The organism is Burkholderia sp. HI2761 (assembly GCF_002223355.1).
Classification (GTDB): Bacteria; Pseudomonadota; Gammaproteobacteria; order Burkholderiales; family Burkholderiaceae; genus Burkholderia.
Genome location: NZ_NKFN01000008.1, coordinates 252,101 through 269,405 on the forward strand (window position 1 = coordinate 252,101; position 17,305 = coordinate 269,405).

The following is a 17,305-nucleotide window of genomic DNA, read 5'->3' on the forward strand; positions in this document are numbered from 1 at the left end:
TCTTCGCTGCATCATGCCGACGCATACGGGATTCGCATTCATTTGCACGGGACGATTCGATTCACCTCATCGGAATTCGCCCACCGCCGCCCGTCGTTTTTCAAGGACTGCGTGGGTCGTTCAGTGCATTTCCGGCCGTCGAACGATAAAACCTCTACCTATAAGAACTACTGTCATGACATCCCGACTTCTCGCCGCGCTCATCGTCGCGGCCTTGAATTGCGCCGCCGCGCCGTCCGCCTACGCCCGCACCTATGTCCCGCCGACGGTGTCGCTCGGCAAAGGCGCTTACGTTCACCAGTTCGTGCTGCGCGACCCGGCCACGCAGCAGCCGCTGCCGAACGCGCGCTATCGACTGTTCCTGCCGGGCCAGGTGATCGCAGGGCTGCCCGTCAAGCCGGATCAGCACGACAGCGTGATTTTCGGCACGACGGACGCAGCCGGCCGCACGGCCAAGATCCGCCTGCCGAAATTTCATCCTCTGAAGCAGTGGGTGTTCAACGCGATCGTCGGCGACGGCGACCTGGGCGAATCGTTCCGGCTCGTCGACCCGGGCGGCACGGCGAAGCTCGGCCATGTCCCGTACATGCTGGACGTGAACAACGAGTATCTGGCGTGCGGCTATTCGGATGCGAACGGCTACACCTACTACGCGCAGTCGCGCACGCCGAGGAACGTCGATCTTTACGTCGGCACGCTGGCCGGCTCGGCCGATATCGACTGGTGCGCGGGCCCGGGCCTGGCCATCGCGAACAGCGCGAACGCCCCCGGCGCACCGGACCTGTATACGCAGTACCTCGGCACCCTGGTCGCCAACGGCGAGCGGATCAGCAGCGAGCTGCGAGGGCAGATCGTCGCGAAGCTGCTGTCGCTCGCGATCGCCGAACGCGACGCGAGCCGCGTGGCCGCCGTGCTCGATCTAGACAGGATTCCCGACGATCGCCTGAACGATATCGGCTATCGGCTCGCCGATGCCGGCGTCGAGGTCGAGCGCGGGCTCGCGATGATCGACGCGCATCTCGCGCAATCGCCGAACGATGCGTACGCGCTCGACAGCAAGGGCTGGGCGCTGTATCGCCTCGGCCGCAACGACGAAGCGCTCGCGTGGTTCGACCGCTCGATCGCGATCTTCGCGAAGGATGACGACGGCGACGCGCGCGAAGCCCGTGCGACCGGGTTGGCCCACAAGGGCGAGGTGCTGTGGAAGCTGGGGCGCCAGGACGAAGCGCGCGATGCGTTCGCGCAGGCAGGGAAGATTCAGCCGAAGAACGCCGCGCTGGCGGAAACGTTGAAGCGGCTGATGATTCAGGTCGGGCAGGACGGCACGAAGGCGACGACGAGCGACTAGGCGAAATCGGGGCGGGGCAACGGCTATCGCCGGTCGTCGCGACACCGGGGCCGGACGTGCGCCGCCCCCTCGCCCATGCGGGTCACTCCTCGCCTTTCGGCCCCGGATTCAGCATCACGACGAAGCCGGCCACGCCGACGATCAACGCGAGGGCGCCGCCGCGCAGCGCCGTCGCCGCATCGAACAGCAGGCCCGTCACGACGGCCATCATCCCGGCGAGCGACACGAACACGGCGATCGCCGCGACGACGATCCGGTACTGGCGGCGTATCATCGCGCGCGCCGCGTCATGCCGCGGCCGCGGCGGCCGGCGCGTCGGCGTCGTCGCCACGAATCAACAGCACCGGGCACTTCGACCCGCGCACGAAACGCTCGGCAGCGCTGCCGAGCAGCACGCGCCGGATGCCGCGCCGCCCGTGCGTACCGACCACCGCGAGATCGATCCCGCGCTCCTTCACGTAACGTTGCAGGCGTTCCGCGATGTCCTCGCCGATGCTCTCGGTCTCGACCAGTTCGGCTTCGCCCTTCGCACCGGCCAGCGCGACGATCTGTTCGGCTTCGCGCAGCACCTTGCGCCCGTCGTCGCGAATTTCCTCGACGAGCGCGTGCGGATCGAGGCGGCCGGCATACGTGAACAGCACCGACTTGTCGACCACGTACACGACGCTGACGTGCGCATCGCCCGCCAGCGCCACCTTCACGGCCTCGGCCAGCGCCTGTTTCGACGAAGCGCTGCCGTCCACGGCCACCATGATCTTCTCGTACATGCAAACCTCGCTGGGGTGAGTTGCCGCGCATCCTGTCGCGCGCGGCCATGTCTCCATCATCGGCCGACGGCGAGTTTGAATATTGACGGCGGTCAAACGAGGCCGCGAGCACGCATGCGTCAAAACGGCGCGACGGGAAGGGGGGGAAGCTCGCGTCGTCGGCAAGGCCGCGAAGCGGGCCGGCCATGCGTGCACCGACGCGCTTTCGAGCGGCCATCGCGCCGAAGGCGCTATCATCGAATGTGCGACTTTCGTCCGGCCCTTTTTTCCGGCCCCACTTTCAACTCGCTCAACCGACATGACAACGACTACCGAACGCGTGGACGGCGCCGCCCAGCATCTCGTCGCCGCCCGCCATGCCGGCTCGCCCGGCCCGCTGTTGCCCGATGCACTGCGACCCGACGACATCGACACCGCGCTCGCGATCCAGCAGCGCGTCGCCGTTCTGCTCGGCGAACCCGTCGGCGGCTGGAAATGCGCGCTGCCGCCGCCCGATCGCGTGATCCTCGCGCCGATCTTCGCGTCGACGATCCGCGAAGCCGATGCGCCGTACCGCGTCGTCGGCGGGCCGATCGTGCGGATCGAACCGGAAATCGCATTCGTGCTCGATCGTGACCTGCCCGCGCGCGAGCAGCCGTACGACGAAGGCGACGTGCGGGCGGCGATCCGGGAAGTGCGCGTCGTGCTCGAGATACTTGGCTGCCGCTATGCGGAGCCGGTGCGCGCGTCGAAGTTCGAGCTGCTGGCCGACGGCCAATTCAACCAGGGGCTGTGCGTCGGCCCGGTCGTGCCCGACGGGCTGAACGTGCCGCTCGCGACGCTGGCGCTGTCGTTCGAAGGCGCGCTGAACCGCACGATCGACGGCCGCCATCCGGATGGCGATCCGCTCAAGCCGCTGGTGTGGCTCGTCAATTTCCTCGCATCGCGCGGCGATGCGGTGCGTGCCGGCCAGATCGTGACGACGGGCTCGTACGCGGGCGCGATCGACGTGCCGATCGGCGATGTGCTGACGGTCCGCTTCGGCGAGCTCGGCAGCCTGTCGGTGACGTTGACCGCGTGACGGGTCAGGGGCGGGGCTGCGCGGCCCTGCGGGGCGGCAGCGTCATCGCGGCCACGCCCGCCACCACGCAGCCGAGCCCGAGCCACGCCGACATCGACAGCGATTCGCCGAGCAGCGCCATGCCGATGCCGACGCCGATCGGCACGCGCAGATAGGCCTGTGCAGTCGTGCCGACCGAACCGAGCGTCTGCACGAGACGGAAGTAGATGACGAACGCGAGCGCCGTCGAGAACACCGCGAGCGCGGCGAGCGCCAGCAGCGATTGCGGCGACGGATGCAGCGTCCATGGCCGGTCGACCACGACGCTCGCGGGCACCAGCACGAGCGCGCCGACGACGAGCGAGCCCGCGGCGGGCGCCGCGGGCGACAGCCCGTTGAATCCGCGCCCGTAGATTGCGGCGCCCGCGTAGCAGACGGTGGCCGCGACGATCGCCAGTTGCGGCACGAGTTGCTGCCCCAGCCCGTCGAGCGCACCGACGCCGACCACCAGCGCAATCCCCGCGAACCCCGCGACGACGCCGAACAGTTTGCGCGGCGTCACGGGTTCGTGGCGCGTGAACAGCCAGGTGCCGACGAACGCGAGCACCGGCGAAGCGGAATTGAGGATCGTCGCGAGGCCGGCCTCGACCGAGCGTTCGGCCCATGCGATCAACGTGAACGGCACGACGCTGTTCAGCAGCGCCTGTACGAAAAAGCGGCGCCACACCGCGCGATCGCGCGGCATCGGCATGCGTCGGACGCCCATCCATAGCAGCAGCACCAAACCCGCAATCAGGGTCCGCGCCGCGATCAGCGTCAGCGGCGGAATCGTCTCGACGCTGATCCGGATGAACGTGTAGGACGCGCCCCATAACGTCGAGAGCGTCAAAAGCAGGAGCAGGTCCGCGACGGCGGGCGGGCTGCGGGTCATGGCTGGCTGCATGTCGGGTCGCTCGCGTTCGGGGTCGTGGCGGAGAGGTGTCGACCCGTTCGCTTCGGGCCGCACGTGCGGATTATGCCGACGGCCGGAAGCGCGATGCTTCAGCATTGCGCGAAATGTGGCGTGCAGGCGTCGACGGCACGAGCATCGCCCTCGTCATCCCGCGTCGCCGATACAACACCGCACCGTGCACCTTCAGCCCGCCGTGATAACGTTGCACATCGTCGCGCGCTCCGGCCCGCCGGCCGCCCCCGCGAACCGCATTCACGCCCAGATCCGCCATGTCGCTGACACCGCTTCCCGCCCTGCTCGACGCCACCCTGCGCACCGTCGCGCGCCGTTATCGGCTGCCGCCGCTCGACCGCGCGTCGTCGCTGACCGGTGCGACGCACCCGGCCACCGCGCTGGCGGTCGTGATCGAGGAAGCGCGCGGGATGCTGGCGAACGGCCACGCGCCCGGCGCGGACTTGCGGCAGCGCTTCATCGATGCGCTCGCACGGATGATCCGCGACGCGATGAATCCGTCGTCCGGCGATCCGTCGTTTCAGGCATCGGTGCTGCGCCACGACGCGCCGAACGTGCGCGAATACGCGTCGTTGTCCGCGCACGCCGAGCAGGACCGGCGCGCACTCCACTCGGCCGTCAATGCGATCGCGCACCCGGCCAAGCTCGAACGCAGCGCACAGGCCTGGCAACGCGACGGCCTCGCGCGCCTGCATGCGGCCGCCACCTCGGCGGCGTGGGCCGAACTGCGTGCCGCGCTCGCGCAACTGCTCGCGCTGCCCGAGATGGCGAGCGACGCGGCGTTCGAGCAGGACATCGTCAAGCTCAAGGACAGCCCCGCGCTCGAACGCATGCTGCGGCTCGATGCGCTGGCTGCGGACAACGACGTCCGTCGCTACCGCGCGCTGTGGGTCCGTCAGGGTCCGCTCGTCGGCAGCACGGTCGCCGTCGCGCAGGGCGCCGCGTCCCAGCAGCGCGGCGCGGCCGTCGAAGCGCTGGCGGCGCAGGCGCTCGACGCGCTGGCGCGCCGGCTCGACGCGGTGGACGAGCAGCGCACCTACCGCGTGGTCACGTCGATGCGCGTGCCTTCGTCGATCCCGGGCCAACACGACCGCGCGAAAACCGAATGGGACGCGATTCTGCTCGAACGCGCGCGCGGCAACGATCCGGCGCTCGCGTGGAACGTGCGCTTTCTCGTCGAAGCGAAGGCATCCGCGGATGCCGCGACGACCGACCTGCCGCGGCTGCTGCGCGGCCTGAACCTGCTCGCGCAGGCGGCACCCGACACGGTCTATGCATTCGAGACGCACCAGGGCACGGTACGCGTGCATGGCGCATCGCTGCACGCATTGACGACCAACGAAGCGGCGCTGCAACGCGAGGTGCTGTATTGCTGCGACGCGTCCGCGGACGCGACGCCGCGCCTGCTGGGCGCCGCGAGCCGGATGCAGTTGCTGTCGGCACAGGCCAGCCTCGAATACGCGAGCGCGCTCGCACGGCAGCCGGACGCCGATCCGGACGGCCTCGGTGTCATCTGGCACGCGCTGCTGACCGTGCCGCAATGGCAAGCCGTGCTGCATCAGTACCCGTCGTTGCGGCAGGTCCGCGAGCTGATGGTGGCCATCGACGACTTGCGGGCCGCGCTCGACGAGATGGACGACGGAGGCGTCGCCAGCAGCGTGTGCGCCTGATGCGCGATCGTGGCAGGCGCGCGACGCCCGCGTGCTGCCCGCTCAGTTGGTGAGCACCCCGAACGGTACCTTGCCGATCACGCCGATCACGCCGATCACGCCGATCACGCCGATCACGCCGATCACGCCGATCACGCCGATCACGCCGATCACGCCGATCACGCCGATCACGCCGATCACGCCGATCACGCCGATCACGCCGATCACGCCGATCACGCCGATCACGCCGATCACGCCGGCCACGCCAACCATGACGGCCCGTGAGGTACGATACGCGCCGGGGCAAGGCGCCCCCTGAGAGAACTGGCCGTCGCGGCCCCCTACCCAGCACAAGAAAAATGCGAAGAAACCCGATGCTGCACCGAAACCTGTTCGCCGCGCTGGCGGCCGGTCTGCTCTGGATGCCGGCCGCCCATGCCAGCGGAGACGACGGCTGCTACGTGCCGAACACGCTCCGGCAAACTTCATACTCGTGCGGCAACGTGCCGATGCTGACGCCCGCCAACGACACGCGCATCAACGCGATGCTGATGATGGTCGACAGCGGCAAGGTCGCGCAGGTGTTTCCGGATCCGAAGACCATCCCGGCGAAAGAGCGGATCGACCGGATCGTCGTGCCGTTCCCGATGGATTTCTCCGGATGGATCTATATCGGCCAGAAGGAGCCCGACAAGACCGACGGCGCAGCGGATGCCGATGCGTCGTCGAACCGGTACGCGGACGGCGAAGGCAGCATCTGCCGCAGCATGAGCGCCGGCGCGGAAGCGTTCAACGACGCATTGGGCGGCGCCGGCGGCCTGCCCGACGACGAAGCCGCGCGCCTGCGCGCGGCACGCGCCGACATCGCGCAGAAGACCTGTGCCGCGGGCGGCGCGAGCGCCGCGTGGACGAAGCCGCCGGTCAAGTCGCCGCTCGGCCAGCAGTTCGCCGCGTACCTCGACGGCACGAACGCGTTCTATCGCGCCGACTTCCTCACCGCGACCCGCGCCTTCGCGAACGCATCGCACAGCGCGGACCCGTGGCTGAAGGAAACCGGCCTCTACATGGCCGGGCGCGCGCAGTTGAATGCCGCGCAGGCCAACGTATTCGACAACGACAGCCCGACACCGTCGCGCGCGCGTGTGACGAAGGTATCGCTCGACGCGGCGAACACAGTGTTCCGGACCTACCTGAAGGTGTATCCGAAGGGCCGCTATGCGGTGTCCGCATCCGGGCTGCTGCGACGTGTCGCATGGCTCGGCGGCAACGTCACGCAACAGGCCGACCTGTACGGCCATGCGCTCGCGCGCTGGTCGCCGGCGACGTCGAACGTGCCGCTGATGCAGCTGGCGAACGAACTCGACAGCAAGCTGCTGTTCGGCGCGGAATTCGACGCAAGCCAGATCCAGTCGCCGACCGTGCTCGCCACCGTCGATCTGCTGCGCATGCGTGCGTCGGACAGCAGCGATGCGAACCGCAAGCCGATGACGCTCGACGAACTGCAGGCACAGAAGCCGCGCTTCGCGAACGCGCCCGCGCTCCACGACTACCTGCTCGCGACCTGGTACGTGCAGATCGGGCACAAGCCGGATGCCGCCCTCGAGCTGCTGCCGCAGACGCCCGCCGCGCCGCTCGACTACTTCGGGCTGAGCCAGCAGGCGCTGCGCGGGTTCGCGCTGGAGGACAGCGGCCAGAACGACAAGGCGCGCCAGCTGTGGCGCGACCTGATCCCGCTCGCGACATTCCGCTTCCAGCGCGAAATGCTGGAACTCGCGCTCGCGATCAACCTGGAGCAGGCCGGGCTCGTCAACGATGCGTTCGCCGACGATTCGCTCGTGCAGAACGCCGCGATCCGCGCGGTGCTGCTGCAGCGCGCGGCCAATGCCGACCTATTGCGCGCGCAGGCGCAAAACCGGGCGACCGGCGGCGCGCTGCGCGACACCGCGCTGTACACGCTGCTGTACAAGGAGCTCACGCGGTCGCACTACGCGGACTTCCTCGCCGATACGGCGCTCGTGTCCGGCACGCCCGCCGATCCGTTGAAGCCGTTCATCGCGGCCGGCGCGAAAAACGAAGACGGTTACACGTGCCTCTCGGCGCGCGACATCGCCGCGACGCTGCAGCAGAATCCCGCCGATCCGAAAGGGCTGAACTGCCTCGCCGATTTCGTGCGGCTTCATCCGCCGGCGCCCGGCCTCGAAATCGATCCGGTGCCGCCGTGGGTTCGCAACGCGTCGAGCACGACTGCCACGCGCGTGCCGCCGACGCTCGGCGCGGCGCCGTCCCAGTTCGCGGGCAAGCCGTACGAGCGGATGTCGAGCTACGTGACGGTGATGGCCGATACGCAGGCGAACCCGAACGACCGCGCGTACGCGTTCTATCGCGCGATCAAGTGCTACGCGCCGGGCGGCTCCAACGAATGCGGCGGCAAGGAGGTGTCGAAGAGCACGCGCAAGCGCTGGTTCGACACGCTGAAGACCGCCTATCCGGACAGCCCGTGGGCGCGGAAGCTTCGCTACTACTGGTAAGCGCCGCATGAAGCGCATCGCGTGCATCGCGCTGCTGCTGGCCGCGCGCGGCGCGCTGGCCGGCACCGTCGACGCCGCACGGTACGACGCGTTCTGGCTGTGGGCGGGCGTGAAGCCGCAGGCGGTCGTGCGCGGCGCGCGCGCCGTCTACGTGCTGCAAGGTCAGATCGAGGCGTCGCCGCGCGACGAGTCGCAGGTGCGCGTGATCGCGCAGGGCGTCGCGTTGCCGCCCGCACCCGACGCGCGCGTGTGGCTCGTCTATCGTGCGCATACGCTGCGCTGGACGCCGCGCGTCACGCAGATCATGCTCGCGCAGCTCGCCCGCTGGCGTGCGTCGGGCCGCACGATCGCCGGCATCCAGATCGATTTCGACGCCGGTACGCGCCACCTGCAGGATTACCTCGCGTTCCTGCGCACGCTGCGCGAAACCTTGCCCGCCGATTGCCGGCTGAGCATCACGGGGCTGCTCGACTGGAGCAGCCGCATCGATACCGACCAGGTCAACCAGCTCAAGGGGATCGTCGACGAGGTGGTCGTGCAGACCTACCAGGGCCGCAGCACGATCCCCGATTACGCGGCCTATCTGCCGCGCGTCGCACGGCTGCAACTGCCGTTTCGCATCGGCGTGATCCAGGGCGGCGAGTGGGACGCGCCGCCGTATCTCGCAACGAATCCGTGGTTCCGCGGCTACGTCGTGTTCCTGCGCAATGGCTAGCGCGTGCAAACGCGGCGCGAACGAAGCGTAATGCCGATCGCCGGTGCGCTACGCGGCGCTCGCGATCATGCTGCCGTTCAAGCCGGCCGTCGGCACCGGCGCTCCGCCCTTTTCCACGCGCGGCCGGATCGCCCGCCTTCGATCGCGACGCCGCCCGCCGCAGCGGGCCGGCGCCGCCGCCGTCATGCCCGCACGAACGCGAGCAGGTCGGCGTTGAGCACGTCCGCGTTGACCGTCAGCATCCCGTGCGAATAGCCCGGATAGGTCTTCAGCGTACCGTTCTTCAGCAGCTTGATCGACTTCAGCGCGGCATCCGCGATCGGCACGATCTGGTCGTCCTCGCCATGCAGCACGAGCGTCGGGACGGAGATCGACTTCAGGTCGTCGGTCTGGTCCGTTTCCGAAAACGCCTTGATGCCGTCGTAATGCGCCTTCGCGCTGCCTTCCATCCCCTGCCGCCACCAGTTGCGGATCACGCCCTGGTGCACGGTCGCACCCTCGCGATTGAACCCGTAGAACGGGCCGCTCGCCACGTCGAGGAAGAACTGCGCACGATTGTCGGCGAGCGCTTTGCGGAAGCCATCGAACACGTCGAGCGGCAAGCCCTCGGGGTTCGAGTCGGTCTTGAGCATCAGCGGCGGCACCGCGCTGACCAGCACGGCCTTCGCGACGCGGCCGGCCGGCTCCCCGTGCTTCGCGACGTAACGCGCCACTTCGCCGCCGCCCGTCGAATGACCGATATGCACCGCATTGCGCAGGTCGAGCGCCTCGACGACCGCGAACGCGTCCGCGGCGTAGTGATCCATGTCGTGACCGTCCGAGACTTGCGCCGAGCGGCCATGGCCGCGCCGGTCGTGCGCGATCACGCGATAGCCGTTCTGAACGAAGAACAGCAGTTGCGCATCCCAGTCGTCGCTGGACAGCGGCCAGCCGTGGTGGAACATGACGGGCTGTGCATCTTTCGGACCCCAATCCTTGTAGAAAATATCGACGTTGTCCTTCGTGGTGACGTATGGCATCGCGATGCTCCTGTGAGGTGGATGAACGTGGCGAACGGGCCGGCTGCCATTATCGGCCATTATTGTGAAACCCCAATGCCATCGCGGGCCGCGAGGGCCGATCATCCACCGACGGGAAATGAACGATGCCGCGCGCGTCAGCCGTCCGTCGACACCGTCACGGCTTCCCACGCGCGGATTTCGTCGTCCAGCGCCGACAGTTTGTTTCGCACGAGCCGCAGCGCGTCGCTGCCGAGCAGCAGATGCGCGGGCGGATGGTCCGCTGCGATCACGGCGAGCATCGCCCGCGCAGCCTTCGCGGGGTCGCCCAACTGCTTGCCGCTTTTCTCCTCGCGCGCACGTCGGATCGGGTCGAACAGCGCGTCGTAGTCGGCAATCGAGCGCGGCGTGCGCGCCATCGAGCGGCCGGCCCAGTCCGTGCGGAACGAGCCCGGCGCCACGGCCGTCACCGCAATGCCGAACGGCTCGAGCTCCTTGCCGAGAGTTTCGGAAATGCCTTCCAGCGCGAACTTGCTGCCGCAGTAATACGCGATGCCCGGCATCGTGATGTGACCGCCCATCGACGTGATGTTCAGGATGCGGCCGCGCCGGCGTTCGCGCATGAACGGCACGACGGCCTTCATCATCGCGACCGCGCCGAACACGTTCACGTCGAACTGCCGGCGCATCTCGTCGAGCGGCGCCTCCTCCATGATCCCTTCGTGCCCGTAACCCGCGTTGTTCACCAGCACGTCGACGGGCCCGACGTTCGCCTCGATGTCCGCGACGACGCCGTCGATGCGGTCGAAGTCGGTCACGTCGAGCACGCGCGCGACGGCCGCGTGCGCGGACAGCGCCTCGAAGTCGCGCGCCGCCTGCGCGCTGCGCACCGTACCGACCACCGTGTGACCGGCGGCCAGCGCCTCGCAGGCAAGCGCACGGCCGAAACCGCTGCTGACGCCGGTAATGAGCATGATGTTGCCGGATGCCATGTGAGCTTCTCCCGAATGTCGATCGAAGCGTGCATACTAGTCTGACGAACTGCGCCGAATAAGCCCGATTCCGCTGATTTTCTTGCACAAAACTATGAACCGCTCGCCCGCCCCCGCCCGATCTCCTGCGCTGCCCCCGCGCGACCGGAAGCGCCTGGTGACGCTGCTGCGCGCGCTGGCGCCCGACGAAGGCTACAACCTGACGGCGCTGCCGAGCGTGCGCATCCTGCGCTCGAACCGCGCGCTATCGCGCACGCCGGTGCTGTACGACCCGGGCATCGTGATCGTGTGCCAGGGATCGAAGCGCGGCTACTTCGGCGGCGAGCGCTATCTGTACGACGAGCGTCATTACCTGGCCGTCTCCGTGCCCGTCCCGTTCAGCATGGAAACCGACGCCACGCCCGAGCGCCCGCTGCTCGCGCTGTACCTGCACCTGGATTTCACGCTGGCCGCCGAGCTCGCCGCGCAGATCGATCGCGCCGGCCTCGCGCAAACCGTGCAGGCGCCGAAGAGCATGATGTCGACGCCGATGGACGAAGCGATGCACGCGTCGGTGCTGCGTTTCGTCGAGGCGATGCAGCGGCCGCTCGACGCCGCGGTGCTCGGCCCGACGCTGCTTCGCGAGCTGTATTTCCGCGTGCTGACCGGCGCGCAGGGTGACGCGATGCGCAGCGCACTGGCGATGCGCGGGCAATTCGGCCGGATCGGGCGCGCATTGCGCGTGATCCACACCGATTACGCGCGGCCGCTCGACGTGTCGCAACTGGCCGACGCGGCCGGCATGAGCGTGCCGAGCTTTCACAGTCATTTCAAGGCGATCACGCAGGTGTCGCCGATGCAGTACCTGAAGTCGACGCGCCTGCATCAGGCGCGGTTATTGATGGTGCGTCGGGACCTGACGGCGGAGGCGGCCGGCTACGCGGTCGGCTATACGAGCCCGTCGCAGTTCAGCCGGGAATTCAAGCGCCTGTTCGGCTTGACGCCGGCGAAGGAAACGCAGCGCATGCGCGCGAGCTTCGCGATTCCGGAGGCGTTCGACGATGCGGTGTTCGTGTCGTCGCATTGAAAGCGTCCCTCATCGCGCCCCCACCCGCCACACCGTCACTTCGTGCAGCGTCTCGCCCGGCTTGAGCACCGTCGACGGGAAGGCCGGATGATTCGGCGAATCGGGGAAATGCTCGGCTTCCAGCGCGAACGCATCGGTTTGCCGGTAGACCGTGCCGCCCTTGCCCGCGACACTGCCGTTCAACCCGTTGGCCGTATAGAACTGCAGCCCCGGCTGCGTCGTATACAGCTCGAGGAAACGCCCCGACGCCGGGTCGTAAGCGCGCGCCGCAAACGCCGGCGCCGGCTGACCGCCCTGGTCCAGCACCCAGTTCTGATCGTAGCCATGGGCGATCGCGAGCTGCGGATACGCATCGCGCAGATGCGCGCCGATCGGCGTCAACTGGCGCAGATCCATCGGCGTGCCGGCGACGCTCGCCAGTTGCCCGGTCGGAATCGACGTGTCGTCGGTGGGCGTAAAACGCGATGCGGCGATCTCGATCAGTTGCCGCTCGACGCTGCCCCCGGCCTGCCCCGCCAGATTGAAGTAGCTGTGGTTGGTCAGGTTCACGACCGTGTCCTTGTCGGTCGTTGCGCGGTAGTCGATGCGGATCTGATCGTCGCGGGTCAGCGTGTAGGTCACGTCCGTCGTCAACGTGCCGGGAAAACCGTTCTCGCCGTCGGGGCTCACGTAGCGCAGCGTGACGCTCGAACCGCTCGCGTCGCTGTGCGTGCCGGTGACCGTCCACACCTTCGCGTCGAAACTGTCGGGGCCGCCGTGCAGCGTGTTGGGCCCGTCGTTGACCGGCAGCTTCCACGTTTTGCCGTCGAGCGTAAAACGCCCGCCCGCAATGCGGTTCGCATACCGGCCGATCAGCGCGCCGAAATGGATGTTGCCGTTGTGCGCTTCGTAGTCGCGCAGCGAATCGAAGCCGAGCACGATGTCGGAAACGCGGCCGGTGCGGTCCGGCACGTCGAGTGCAGTCACGATGCCGCCATACGTGATGACTTTCAGCGTCACGCCGTGCCGGTTCGCGAGCGTGTACTGGCTCACCGCCTGCCCGCTCGCGGTCGTCCCGTAATCCGCACGGCTGATCGAGACGTCGGGCGCTGCCGATGCGGCGGCTGCATGCAGCCCGAATATCGCGGACACACCTATCGCGAGCATCGATTGTCGCGGCCAGCATCGTTTCATGGAAACCTCCGAAGGGGGTGCGGGCCGTGCTCGCGCGCAAGTTGCATGCCTGCACGTCGCCGCGTTTGTTATGCTGCGCGCATCGTCCGCCCGAGCCGATCGCCGCCATGAATGCCGTCACCCCCGATATCGAGCGCACGCTGCGCGCCGCCTGCGACGCCTGCTTCGGCACGGCGGCCGTGTGGCCGCTCGTCGCGCACGCCTATGGCGAGCCGCAGCGCTTCTATCACACGCTCGCGCATCTGGCGGAACTGTTCGCGCACCTCGCGCCGTATCGGTCGCAACCGCTGTGGCCGGCCATCGAGCTTGCGGTATGGGCCCACGATGTCGTCTACGCGACGACGCTGCCCGACTACGCGGACAACGAAGCGCGCAGCGCGCAATGGCTCGCGCAGGTCACGAACACGCACTGTACCGCTCCATGGTTGCACGCGCACGCGTCGCATGTGTCCGTCGCAGCCGATTTCGTCCTCGCGACGCGGTCGCACCGGCTGCCCGAAACGTTCGCCGCCGATCCGCAATTGCAGCGCGCGGGGCGGATTTTTCTCGACGCCGATCTCGCGATCCTCGCGGCCGCGCCCGACCGGCTTCACGAGTACGACCGCGCAATTGCACGCGAGTGGGCGCAGGATCCCGATGCGCCGTCGGCAAGCTTCCGCGCCGGCCGCAAGCAGGCGCTCGAGCATCTGCGCGAGCAGGCCCCGCTGTTTCAATCGGCGGAATTCGCGCCGCTCGAGCGGCGCGCGCAACGCAATCTCGACACGCTGATCGACTTCTACGCATGAACGCCGAGCACGTCGCGACGGACCGGCTCGCCCGGCGCCCGCGCCGTACCGGCACTGGTATGATGCGCCAGCCACCCTACCGGAATTCGCGATGAAGCTGTCATTCGAAGCGCTCGAAGCCCTGGACGCGATCGACCGCACCGGAACCTTCGCCGAAGCAGCGGAACTGCTGCATCGCGTCCCGTCCGCGCTGACCTACCTGGTGCAGAAACTCGAAAGCGATCTCGGCGTGGCGCTGTTCGACCGCAGCGGACGGCGCGCGAAGCTCACGCATGCGGGCCGCATCGTCGTCGAGGAAGGCCGGCGTCTGCTGCGCGCGGCCGAGCAACTCGAAATGAAGGCGCTGCGTGCGCAACAGGGCTGGGAAACGGAAGTCCGCGTCTGTATCGACGAGATCCTGCCGTTCGGCGCGCTGTGGCCGTATGTACACCGGTTCTATGCGCTCGGGATGGACACGCGGCTGCGATTGTCGACCGAAGTGCTCGGCGGCGCGTGGGATGCACTGATTTCGCGGCGGGCGGATCTCGTCGTCGGCGCGGCGGGCGAACCGCCGGAATTGCCGGGCATCATCGCGCGGCCGATCGGCTCGCTCAAACATCTGTTCGCGGTCGCGCCGTCCCATCCGCTCGCGTCGCTGCCCGAACCGCTGTCGATGGCGTCGGTCGTCCAGTATCGCGGCGCGGTGATCAGCGATACGTCGCGCGAATTGCAGCCGCAGTCGGTCGCGATCGACGCAGGCCAGCCGTACCTCGCGGTACCGACGCTGGCAGCGAAACTCGAAGCGCAGTGCGAAGGGCTCGCGGTCGGCACCCTGCCGGAATGCATCGCGGCGCGCGCGATCGCCGACGGCAAGCTCGTCGCGCGCCAGGTGACGGGCATGCGCGATACCACGCACTGCTATCTCGCATGGCGCGGCGACGAAGCGGGCCGCGCGCTGCACTGGTGGGTCGAGCAACTCGACCAGCCCGATCTCGTCGATCGGTTCACGACGCCGGACTGACGCACCCGTTCACGGGCCGCAGCCCGCGGGCGGCCCTCGCGATCCGGCCGTGCGTCAGCCGAGCGAATCGTGCAGCCGTTTCATTTCCTTCTCGAGCCACCCGATCAGGCTGAATCCCGCGTGCGCCTTCTCGACCGGCGGAATCATCATCCTTTCCTCGGTCGCGATATGGTCGGTGAGCGACTCGCACATCAGCCTGCCGAGCGCCGGCTTCCTGGCGATCAGCGCCGACAGATCCTCGCTGCGCAACTGATGCACGGTCATCGCGGTCACCGCGTGGACGGTTGCGTGTAGCCGCGTGCCGGCGAGCACGACCGACTGCCCGATCGCATCGCCCGGCGCCATCCGCCTGACTTCGACATCGCCGGACGCGCCCGGCACGAACACCGCCGCGACGCCCGATTCGACGACCGTCAGCACGCGCGACTCCGAATTCGACGCATAGATCACGTCGCCCCTGCCGAACGAACGCACTACCAGCGCATCCGCCAGCACGGCCAGATCGTCGTCGTCGACGCACGCGAACAATTCGACCGCACGCAACAGCAGCAGCCGACGCGATACCGGATGCCCTTGCGATATCGATGACGATGCAGGCGCCGCCGCAGCGCCCGCGAGCGGCCGCCACGCGACGCCTGCCGCGGCCAGATGCCGATGCGCGAGATCGTAGAGCGCGTTGCGCACGGCGGTTTTCTTCAGCAGGGCGTCGACGTAGCAGACGAGTTCGTACTGGATCGCGTTCGCGCGGAAGGCCTTCACGACGGCGATCGGCGCGGGGCGCGCGAGCACGTCGAGCGAACTCGCCGCGGCCCGCTCCAGTGCGCCGACGGCCACGGCCGGCCGTACCGCGGGATCGAGGTCGAGCACGAGCGTGACGCCGTGCAGGCCCGCGGGTTCGCTGAGATTCACGATCGTCGCGCGCGCCGCGGTGCTGTTCGGCACGACGACCAGGTTGCCGAGACTGTCGATCAGCTTCGTCGCCCGCCAGTTGCTCTCGACGATCCGCCCTTCGAGTTCGCCGATCGAAACCGTATCGTCGAGCCGGAACGGTTGCGTGGTATTCAGTACGAGCCCGGAGAACACGTCGTTCAGCGTGTTCTGGAGCGCGAGACCGAGGATCACCGCGACGGCGCCGGATGTCGCGACCAGGCCGCTCAGCGGCAGGCCGAGCACGTAGCCCAGCGCGGCCACCGCGGCCGCGCCGAACACGATGCCTTCGGCGATGTCGTGAAAGAGACGCTGGTTGCGCCACGCACGCGGCAGCAGCAGATGATTGATCAGCAGACTGAACACGATCGCGCACTGGAGCCACCATGCGATGCAGACGGCCTGGACCACGATTCGGTCGAGCCCGCCTAGCGAGGCGGGAACGGCGAGCGGGCTGATGCCGGTCGCGAACAGCACGGCGCTCAGCGCGGCGAACGCCGCGCATCGACGGACGGCACGAGCCATGGAGCGCGCGCGCCCGAACAGCCGCCACGCGGCGAGGTCGGCCAGCACGATCGGCGCGCCGTAGAGCGCCGTATCGGAGAAATTCAACATGTCGGATCGCAAGCGCGGCGCGCGAAAGGGTGAAAGCGGCAGCACGTAGGTCGCTGCGGGCACGGAACCGGCAGGCACATCGCGTGCGGGCCGCCGACGCGCTGGCAGCGGCTAGTCGCGCCGCTGCATGACACCCGGCAACGGCAGCCGCAACACATAGCGGCCGGCGCCCGCGATCGCGATCGTGCCGAACAGGATCAGCAGCATCCACGCGAACTGCGCATCGCGCAGCGGCCAGTCAGGGTGAACGAACACCAGCGCGACGAGCGTGACGATCATCACCGGAAGCGCCGCCAGCCGCGGGTACAGACCGACGATCATGAAGATCGGGCACACGACCTCCGCGAAGATCGCGAACAGGATCGACAGCGTGCGGCCGAGATGGAACGGATCCTCGATGGCGGCGGCTTCGGCTGTGTAATGAACGATCTTCGGCAAGCCGTGAACCACGATCAGCAGCACGCTGGCGGCGACACGCAGGAACAGCAGGCCGAGGTCGGTCGCGTGACGGGAAAGGTCGGATGGGTCAGGTTTCATGCGGCGGTTCGTCGGTTGAGCGGGATGCGCGACGACGCGCACGCCGGGCATTTCGCCGCGCCGGCGTTCAGTGAGGTCGCGCGATGTCGACGGGCGCTCGGGGTCGGCGCGCACGCGTGCCGACGGCGTGCCGGCGCCCGCCGTTCACGCAATCTACGCGTGCCGCCTGCCGCTGTCCTGTAACCGGGCTGAATCGTTCTGA

At 68.4% G+C, this 17,305-nt stretch carries 17 protein-coding genes; 8 read left to right on the forward strand and 9 right to left on the reverse strand.

The window, feature by feature from the left end; all coding sequences use genetic code 11:
• The first annotated feature begins 175 nt into the window (after positions 1-175).
• Entirely contained in the window at positions 176-1,348 is a 1,173-nt protein-coding gene (locus CFB46_RS31125) for a tetratricopeptide repeat protein (protein ID WP_051421430.1), read from the forward strand.
• An 82-nt stretch (positions 1,349-1,430) separates the two neighbouring features.
• Here CFB46_RS31125 and CFB46_RS31130 read toward each other — a convergent pair whose 3' ends face one another.
• Both CFB46_RS31130 and CFB46_RS31135 read right to left on the reverse strand, forming a co-directional pair.
• The gene (locus CFB46_RS31130; protein ID WP_027786097.1) at positions 1,431-1,622 is read right to left on the reverse strand and encodes a DUF2964 family protein; all 192 of its coding nucleotides are present in this window, start codon (positions 1,620-1,622) and stop codon (positions 1,431-1,433) included.
• Positions 1,623-1,635: 13 nt separating this feature from the next.
• On the reverse strand, positions 1,636-2,115 hold the full coding sequence (locus CFB46_RS31135) for a universal stress protein (RefSeq protein ID WP_089502436.1): 480 nt from the start codon (positions 2,113-2,115) through the stop codon (positions 1,636-1,638).
• 298 nt (positions 2,116-2,413) lie between these two features.
• Between CFB46_RS31135 and CFB46_RS31140 the strand changes: the two genes are divergently transcribed.
• The gene (locus tag CFB46_RS31140) at positions 2,414-3,175 is read left to right on the forward strand and encodes a 2-keto-4-pentenoate hydratase (protein WP_027786099.1); all 762 of its coding nucleotides are present in this window, start codon (positions 2,414-2,416) and stop codon (positions 3,173-3,175) included.
• Between the two features lie 4 nt (positions 3,176-3,179).
• Here the strand turns inward: CFB46_RS31140 and CFB46_RS31145 are convergent, their stop codons facing one another.
• Positions 3,180-4,085, reverse strand: coding sequence for a DMT family transporter (locus CFB46_RS31145; RefSeq protein WP_027786100.1), 906 nt, complete (start codon positions 4,083-4,085; stop codon positions 3,180-3,182).
• A 290-nt stretch (positions 4,086-4,375) separates the two neighbouring features.
• On the opposite strand from CFB46_RS31145, the gene CFB46_RS31155 reads away from it, so the two are divergent.
• Positions 4,376-5,788 carry a hypothetical protein gene (locus CFB46_RS31155; RefSeq protein WP_027786102.1) on the forward strand — a complete coding sequence of 471 codons (1,413 nt, stop codon included), beginning with the start codon at positions 4,376-4,378 and terminating at the stop codon, positions 5,786-5,788.
• A 42-nt stretch (positions 5,789-5,830) separates the two neighbouring features.
• On the opposite strand, the gene CFB46_RS36140 is transcribed toward CFB46_RS31155, so the two are convergent.
• Positions 5,831-6,040, reverse strand: coding sequence for a hypothetical protein (locus CFB46_RS36140; RefSeq protein ID WP_179235144.1), 210 nt, complete (start codon positions 6,038-6,040; stop codon positions 5,831-5,833).
• Between the two features lie 86 nt (positions 6,041-6,126).
• On the opposite strand from CFB46_RS36140, the gene CFB46_RS31165 reads away from it, so the two are divergent.
• Positions 6,127-8,295, forward strand: a complete 2,169-nt coding sequence (locus CFB46_RS31165; RefSeq protein ID WP_027786103.1) for a hypothetical protein — start codon at positions 6,127-6,129, stop codon at positions 8,293-8,295.
• 7 nt (positions 8,296-8,302) lie between these two features.
• The gene (locus CFB46_RS31170) at positions 8,303-9,010 is read left to right on the forward strand and encodes a DUF3142 domain-containing protein (RefSeq protein WP_027786104.1); all 708 of its coding nucleotides are present in this window, start codon (positions 8,303-8,305) and stop codon (positions 9,008-9,010) included.
• Positions 9,011-9,192: 182 nt separating this feature from the next.
• Here the strand turns inward: CFB46_RS31170 and CFB46_RS31175 are convergent, their stop codons facing one another.
• Both CFB46_RS31175 and CFB46_RS31180 read right to left on the reverse strand, forming a co-directional pair.
• On the reverse strand, positions 9,193-10,029 hold the full coding sequence (locus CFB46_RS31175; RefSeq protein WP_027786105.1) for an alpha/beta fold hydrolase: 837 nt from the start codon (positions 10,027-10,029) through the stop codon (positions 9,193-9,195).
• A 137-nt stretch (positions 10,030-10,166) separates the two neighbouring features.
• Positions 10,167-11,000 (reverse strand): oxidoreductase, encoded by an 834-nt coding sequence (locus tag CFB46_RS31180; protein ID WP_027786106.1) that lies wholly within the window; start codon positions 10,998-11,000, stop codon positions 10,167-10,169.
• A gap of 94 nt (positions 11,001-11,094) precedes the next feature.
• Between CFB46_RS31180 and CFB46_RS31185 the strand changes: the two genes are divergently transcribed.
• Complete coding sequence (locus CFB46_RS31185) at positions 11,095-12,066, forward strand: AraC family transcriptional regulator (protein ID WP_027786107.1); 972 nt, start codon at positions 11,095-11,097, stop codon at positions 12,064-12,066.
• Positions 12,067-12,075: 9 nt separating this feature from the next.
• Here CFB46_RS31185 and CFB46_RS31190 read toward each other — a convergent pair whose 3' ends face one another.
• Complete coding sequence (locus CFB46_RS31190) at positions 12,076-13,239, reverse strand: aldose epimerase family protein (protein WP_027786108.1); 1,164 nt, start codon at positions 13,237-13,239, stop codon at positions 12,076-12,078.
• Between the two features lie 107 nt (positions 13,240-13,346).
• Here CFB46_RS31190 and CFB46_RS31195 point away from each other — a divergent pair, with 107 nt between their 5' ends.
• Entirely contained in the window at positions 13,347-14,024 is a 678-nt protein-coding gene (locus CFB46_RS31195; RefSeq protein WP_143751681.1) for a hypothetical protein, read from the forward strand.
• Positions 14,025-14,115: 91 nt separating this feature from the next.
• Positions 14,116-15,024, forward strand: coding sequence for a LysR family transcriptional regulator (locus tag CFB46_RS31200; protein ID WP_027786109.1), 909 nt, complete (start codon positions 14,116-14,118; stop codon positions 15,022-15,024).
• A 54-nt stretch (positions 15,025-15,078) separates the two neighbouring features.
• On the opposite strand, the gene CFB46_RS31205 is transcribed toward CFB46_RS31200, so the two are convergent.
• Both CFB46_RS31205 and CFB46_RS31210 read right to left on the reverse strand, forming a co-directional pair.
• A complete protein-coding gene (locus tag CFB46_RS31205; RefSeq protein WP_027786110.1) occupies positions 15,079-16,566 on the reverse strand; it encodes a mechanosensitive ion channel family protein in 1,488 nt (495 codons plus the stop codon).
• Between the two features lie 111 nt (positions 16,567-16,677).
• Entirely contained in the window at positions 16,678-17,103 is a 426-nt protein-coding gene (locus tag CFB46_RS31210) for a DoxX family protein (RefSeq protein ID WP_027786111.1), read from the reverse strand.
• Positions 17,104-17,305: the final 202 nt, after the last annotated feature.